General features: G+C 57.3%; 3 protein-coding genes and 1 pseudogene. 3 read left to right on the forward strand and 1 reads right to left on the reverse strand.

All coding sequences use genetic code 11. The annotated features are described in order from the left end of the window. The first annotated feature begins 259 nt into the window (after positions 1-259). The 3 genes from IB248_RS32410 to IB248_RS24300 all read left to right on the forward strand — a co-directional run bounded on the left by IB248_RS32410 (position 260) and on the right by IB248_RS24300 (position 6341). Positions 260-1237: an antitoxin Xre/MbcA/ParS toxin-binding domain-containing protein gene (locus IB248_RS32410; RefSeq protein WP_348648621.1), complete on the forward strand. Its 978-nt coding sequence runs from the start codon at positions 260-262 to the stop codon at positions 1235-1237. A 1598-nt stretch (positions 1238-2835) separates the two neighbouring features. Beyond that, positions 2836-3573, forward strand: coding sequence for an AraC family transcriptional regulator (locus IB248_RS24295; protein ID WP_169681731.1), 738 nt, complete (start codon positions 2836-2838; stop codon positions 3571-3573). A 470-nt stretch (positions 3574-4043) separates the two neighbouring features. Next, positions 4044-6341, forward strand: coding sequence for a PBP1A family penicillin-binding protein (locus IB248_RS24300; RefSeq protein WP_192241804.1), 2298 nt, complete (start codon positions 4044-4046; stop codon positions 6339-6341). A 328-nt stretch (positions 6342-6669) separates the two neighbouring features. Here the strand turns inward: IB248_RS24300 and IB248_RS24305 are convergent. Continuing rightward, a pseudogene (locus IB248_RS24305) lies at positions 6670-6957 on the reverse strand (LysR family transcriptional regulator substrate-binding protein); the annotation flags it as partial. Positions 6958-7082: the final 125 nt, after the last annotated feature.

Below are 7082 nucleotides of genomic sequence, written 5' to 3' on the forward strand. Positions count from 1 at the left end.
GCCCCTCTCCTGACTCACTGCCCGGGGAGGACCGTGTCATTCCGTTGCAGATTTCCCGAAGAACGCCTATTTTAGGTGGATTCACGGCGAAGCTGCCGGCTTCAGCGCGTGGCGAGCCGCTAATATCGATTGACGAGAGGGCCACTCGACACTATGTCGAGAGCTAACAACTAATCCAGCGTCCTGAGAGACACGGGCTCCGGGCGGTTGGGGTAAAAAGCCGGCGCAAGCCGGTTTTTTTATGCCTTGGGGGTAGGGAGTGCCGGCGTTACGAACACGCGTCGATATCGACGGCTACAATCTTTACTACGGCTGCCTGCGCAAAACAGCGTTCAAATGGCTCGACGTTCTCGCCCTTTTCGAAACGCAAATCCTGCCGTCGATCCTCTATAGGCCAGCGCCGGGCGCCGAGCCGGCGACGATGACGCTGCATCCGGACAGCGCGATCAAGTATTTCACGGCCAAGATCATCGAAAGCGCTGCCAAGGGCGAAGATTCGGTGTCTTCGCAGGCCCAATACCACAATGCCCTGACGACGCATTGCGGTGGCAGGCTGTCCTTCGTGATGGGCCATTATTCTCTCTACAAGGCCAACCAGCATATCGTTCCCGCAGACGATCCAAAGCGCTGGCCACGCGATTGCGACAAGATCCAGGTCTGGAAACTCGAGGAGAAGCAGTCGGATATGAACCTGGCGCTTCATCTCTACGACGACGCCCGGAGCGGCGAGGTCGACCAGGTGGTGCTGGTCACCAATGACACCGACCTTGCACCGGCTCTGGAGATGTTGCAGGCGCGTTGCCCCCACATCGTTCGCGGCCTGGTGATCCCGACGCGCAAAGTCGGCTTGGGCGGCGATCTTGAACGCGAGGCAAACGTGTCGCTGGCGAAGCTGGCTCACCGGGTCAGGCGGCATATCTCGGAAGATGAGTTGCGGGCGTCGCCGTTGCCGGATGTCGTCCCCGGCCGCCGGCGGGCCAGCATCAAACCGCATTCATGGTATGCGAAGCCGCATCACCTCACGAAAATGATGGAGATGGCCCGCCCGGTGCTGCGCACCGAAGGCGAAATTTTGAAATGGGCGCGCAGAGAGAGCGTGCAACTCGGCGGCCGTCGACCGATCGATCTGATAGAGACGGATGCTGGTGCGGTCGAAGTGTTCGACTACATCGAAGCCTATATCCGCAAACAGCTCGACAGGGCCGGCGATCAGGGCGATCTCTCCTCTCAATCCTGAATTTGACGGGTGGGAAGGGAGCGCGAGGGATGGGGCCTCAGGGGCATCCCTCGTCCTGGCCCGCACCGCTTGGGTAGCGGTAAGGGACAGGCACACGCGCGCCGGGCTGATCGGCCTCCCTTGTAGGTCACAGTTCCTTCACTTGGGCAGACGAATGCGGGCGAGGACAGGTGGATGCGCCGCCTCATCGGCGCATATGCTCGCCTGCTCACGCCTTCAGCGCCGCCATCCTTTCGCCGAGGAGCCACAGAGCCTTGTTGAGCTTGATATCCTGATCGATGCCGTTGACGGCGCGGTCTTACGAGCATCCCGGGCGAACCGGGCAAAGCGCGATTGAATGGCGCTCCAAAAGCTCGCCGTGGTCGATCAGCAACTTAGTCCAATTTCCGCAAGTAGCAGTTCCGATGAAACGGCCAATACTCGTTCTACTCAGCGTAACCCCCGCACTGTCCAGCATTCGCGCGTAGCAGCCTTCGGCATCTGTCGAGGGTATCGAGATGTGGAAAGTCAAGCTACGATCCGGTTGATGCGCCGCTAGAAAGGCTCGGATTGTGGGCGAGGCGGCATCGTGCACCGCATTGATAGTGGCGCACACCATATTTTCTGCAATAATTTTATCAAGTGACGACATTGCGCTTTCTTTCCGATTACAGGCCGCCAATATTTCGACAGCTCCTTAAGTGTTTCGGCCTGAGGTTTCCTCGTCCAGAGTAATTGCGTGAGCCGAAAACAGGCTAAAGCGAGCGATGACTTACAACTTCCAACCGGGATTTGGCGAATTACTTGCTCGCCTTCGATATGATCTTCGACGGCTCCTTTCGTTTTACCGCAGCGTGACGATATTGATCGTGCGACTGCATCATTCACCCTATCAACGCCGTAGCGATCAAGCCTGCACGCATGTGAAGATCCTCTGATGCGGTGGAGCGCAAAGGCCTAAGCTGTCAGGCGGCTTCAGTCGTTGTTCCTGCCTGGACGAGACTGACCGCCGTTCGGAGTTGCGACCGGTCGTTGAAGAGCTTAGTCGCCGGTTCTGCAAAATGATCCGGACATGACACGGACAAAATTCGCTTCGTCGATGCCACGGCTTTCGACCACGCATTCGAGACAGTCCTTTCGTCTGGAAAATGAGGTCCGGCCGGTACCCCGCGCCGTTGTTTTGACGAGATGTAGGGTTTGCTCGTCCCAACTACCACGAGCCGGATCCATAGGCGGGTAGCCGTACGAGTCGAAGATCCACCATAATGGATCGCGCATTACGGGATCAATTCCAAGTACGCCATGCGCGGAGAAGACTGATCCATCGCTTCGTTCCTCACGGCAATCGCACAACAGGAATAATCGGGGCTCGTCCCAGTGAAACCACCACGCGGTCTGCGTCGGCCCAGCGCCTCCCCAGGGGTTTGAATGGATTGTCCCCCTCCCTTCCCACCGACCGAGAAACATTTCGAGCTTTTCTCGCTCGTACTCAATCGCTTCCATGACAAGTTTCCGAAATCTGACAGTGGACAACCGATATAGGGGTTGGCTATATACGTCAATAATACTCATTTTTTTATTGAAATCGCCAAGCGGCCGAGTCTAGTAGGGACTTCGATATGATAACGATGCGGGATTTTCACCGCGAAATGAGTCCGTACAAAATGAAACACAGGCATGCCGAAGGGCAGCTTTTTCTCCTTCGCAAAGGTCTGTGCAATTTTACGACAGCAAGCAGCGCTTGGCTGATGACGCCCTACAAGCCCTGCTGGATACCGCCAAACGAAGTACATGAAACCGAAACGCTGGGACATGTAGAAGGCACAAGTTTTATGATCGACGAAAACCTGTGCAGGAGGCTTCCTAGTTCCTCGTTCGTGATGAAAGGGACAAACTTGATCTTGGCGGTCGTAGATAGGCTGAGGACGGTTACCCGTTCCAGTCTACGCGAAGGCAACTTGTTCGAAGTTCTGCTCGATGAAATAGCAGAAGGCGAGCCCGATCGGCTGCATTTGCCACTTCCTCGAAATCAGGCCCTCCGCAACCTGGCGTCCGCAATCTACAACCATCCAAACGACCGACGCAGCATGGAGGAATGGTGCACGAAGCTGGACATACCAGGCCGAACATTCATCCGCCGTTTCAAAGACGAAACGGGGCTTACCTTTGTTGACTGGCGCCGCCGGTGCCGCATTATCCGGGCAATTGCGATGATGCGCGAGGGCCACGGGATAGACGCCATCGCTACCAAGGTCGGCTACCACAGCGCGAGTTCGTTTATAACCTCTTTCCGCCGGATGACAGGAACGTCACCGCATCAATTCGCTATTGAGAATCAACTTCGTGTCGGCCACTAGATTCAATCCCGATACGGTTCGTTTGCCTACGTCCCGATGAACGCATGGTTGCCAACACAATCACAAATACATCACACACCAGTCGCCACACTGACCAGCCAACGACGGATTGTCGTTTCTTCTGCTTCCGTGAAGCCCTACGTCTTTTTCGATTCTAGCAGACACAGATTTGCTCTCACCAACCCACTTGTTGCGAACTGGCGCCAGAGCGGCAATCCCACCATTTTTGCAAATCTTGCGATCGATTACGGGTCCCCCTCCTATGCAGGTCGATCAGCGCTTCGCAATGAAACCTTGGCAGCGACAAGATCGAAGCCCAAACTCGGCGAAAAAAATGTGGACAGCCCCCCACATTGTCAGCGCAACCAATAACATCACGTTCATGTAGAGGAAGGTAAGAGTGGCCGCCCCGCGCGTTGCAACTCCACCAAGGCGCGCTATCTTATGAACCAATCGTTGAGCGGTAACCTATGCCACGCCCTTCAAAATCCTCTATTGCGCGTGCCAGTGGCGCCGACAAGGAACCGAAAGCGGAGGCAAGCCTCGCACACGATCCCAATTGTCACGAGCGAGAAGAATCCGGGTCGTTCACTCAAACCGATCAGCCCCCCTCTCCCAGAACTTTTAGCGAGAGCAGGCAGGCAGTCTTCAATCTTTGCCGTGCGCTCCGCCACGATCTGCATGAATTCTTCACCTCGACCAAGGTGACGGCAAAGGCGGGAGCTTCCCAACTGTGGACGAAACTTAAGGCTTCGAAGCGAGCGTCTGTCAGACCGGTTGCTATTCGTCTCTGGTTGGCGATTGCACTTCCGAAAACCTTCACGCGTGTTCGCAGTCTTTTCATGGAGCTGATCAGACGCAGCCGGCAGGCATGGCTTCACAGCAGCGGACTGAAGATCACGGTCGCATCCATTTTTGTTGCCTTCGTGCTGTTTGGAAGCAGCCTGTTGGTGTGGGCGCTGAAGGATGTTCCCTGGAGCGAGATCCGCGCCGGAACGCTGAAGCCCATCGTGGTTTTGGAAACTTCAAATGGCGAGCCGTTGGTCAGACAGGGGCCCTACCAAGGCCCCTACGCGCAATACGAAGCGTTTCCACCGCATCTGGTCGATGCCGTCCTGTCGATCGAGGATCGGCGGTTCATGGATCATTTCGGTATCGATGTCCGAGGTATCGGAAGGGCGCTGGTCCGAAATTTCGCGGCTGGTTCGGTCGTCGAAGGTGGCAGCACGATCACGCAGCAACTAATCAAGCTGCAATACCTCGACAGCGACCGAACGATAAAGCGAAAGATCCAGGAGTTCGTGATCGCCATTTGGCTGGAGTGGAAACTGGGCAAGAAAGAGATCCTCACGCGTTATCTGAACACCGCCTATCTTGGGGCCGGCGCAACGGGGATGCCCGCGGCCGCGCGGATATATTTCAACAAGGACATTGGTGCGCTCGACTTGGCCGAATCGGCAATGCTTGCGGGATTGCTGCGAGCACCGAGCCAGTGGAATCCGATCGACAATTTCGAAGGCGCCCGGCAACGGACCTCGGTCGTTCTCGACACGATGGTTGCCAACAAAAAGATTACAGCGTCGGTAGCAGAGAGCGTTAGAGCGCGCTTTGCTCAGTTGCATCCGACGGCACCTCCGCCGCGCGCCGGAAGCTGGTTTGCCGACTGGATCTCGCCCCAGGCGAGCGAAATCGCCGGAACATCGCCCGGATCGACCACTGTCCGCACCACGCTGGTTCCACACTTGCAGCAGATCGCTGAAAGGGTCGTCAAAAGAGCTCTGGACACTGAAGGAAAAACGAGGGGGGCGTCGCAAGCGGCATTGGTTGTGATGATGCCAGACGGAGCCGTCGTTGCGATGGTCGGGGGTCGCGACTACAAACAAAGCCAGTTCAACCGGGCGGTCACGGCGATGCGGCAACCGGGCTCGACTTTCAAACTGTTCGTCTATTATGCAGCCCTCAAGGCCGGCTTGGGCCTAACCGACCAAATCCTGGATGCCCCGATCGAGGTCAATGGATGGTCGCCGGAGAATTCCAGTGGCCGCTACCGCGGCTGGGTCACACTCGCCGAGGCATTCGCGCGGTCGCTCAACGCGCCCGCGGTGGCGCTCGCTCAGGAGGTTGGGCTCGACCAGGTGATTGCAGCAGCACGAGAACTCGGAATTAGCGCGCCGCTCGCCAACACGCCATCACTGGCTCTCGGCACATCGGAAATCAGCCTTCTTGACCTCACAAGTGCCTATGCATCCGTCCAGCTCGGCAAAGCACCCGTTGAACCTTGGGGCATCGTTGATTTTCAGGCGTCGGGACACGAAAAGTCGTTTCGGGTTGGTCCACCGGCCACACCAGCCACTGATCTAGCGCAATATCAGCCTGATCTGCTTCGCCTGCTCCAGTTGGTCGTCGAGCGGGGCACGGGGCGCGATGCCGACCCTGGCTCTTTCGCTGCCGGCAAGACCGGCACGAGTCAAAATAATCGCGATGCTTGGTTCGTGGGTTTCACAGGCCCACTCGTTGCCGGCGTATGGGTTGGCAATGATGATGATACGCCGATGAAGGGCGTCACCGGCGGCGAACTTCCGGCGCATATATGGCGGGCTTTCATGCGCGAAGCACTGGCGGAGCCCGGGGCGAACCCACTTGTCGGTACACAGGCCACGCCACAGTCCTGCAACGTCAGGGCCTGCTCCCGTAGCTATCGTTCTTTCCGCCCGTCCGACTGTACATATCAGCCCTACTCTGGCGAACGGCGACTCTGCGAAAAGTGAACCCAGATGATGGGACTGATGGAGCTGACCGACGGTCTGTTCCACCTGCCTGTCGTGCTGCTCGCTTAGGCACTAACGGCAACGTACTTCCCTAATTGTACCGCTAGCGCAATAGTTGCGGAACGTGATGAGCCGCTGTGCCTATCACCTTTGTGATGACGGCCATGCGACATCCCGCCCTATCTCACGTCGGCAGATGCGGGCGCTGACTATATTTTCATCCTGAGCCATCTGAGGCACGTTACTGGGCTCAAACGCTGGGCCTCAACGACGCGGACGCGATCCTTGCTGTCACTGGACACCGAGGCGGGATGTCCCACGACCCACTCTACCGCCCTGCCCTCGCCAGCGATCGTGCGATGTCGACGATATCGTCGCGGCCAGCGGTTGGATCCTCTTTATTCCAGGCGATGCCAAGCCCGATCCGGAAGTCGATCCCGCTTACCTTCTTCAGCTCAAAGCCGCGATTGGGAAGATCAAGCGTCCATTCCGGTGCAAAGCCGATACCAAGCCCGGCAGAGACCAGCGACACCAGCGCATAGGTGTCATCGCAGCTGAAGGCAATGTTGGCGGTGAGGTCGTATTCGGCGAACTTCTCATTGAAGTAGCGCTCCGTTGTATAATCGCATTCCATCCGTCAAGAGGGGTTGAGCATGCGGTATCCTCACCGGGTTGAAGGAAGGCAACGCGGCGCAATCCGAATTGTCGGTTTGGCCCTCAGCGGCCATGTCCTTCAGAGCT

Source organism: Rhizobium sp. RHZ01 (assembly GCF_014851595.1).
In the GTDB taxonomy this organism is placed as follows: domain Bacteria; phylum Pseudomonadota; class Alphaproteobacteria; order Rhizobiales; family Rhizobiaceae; genus Rhizobium; species Rhizobium altiplani.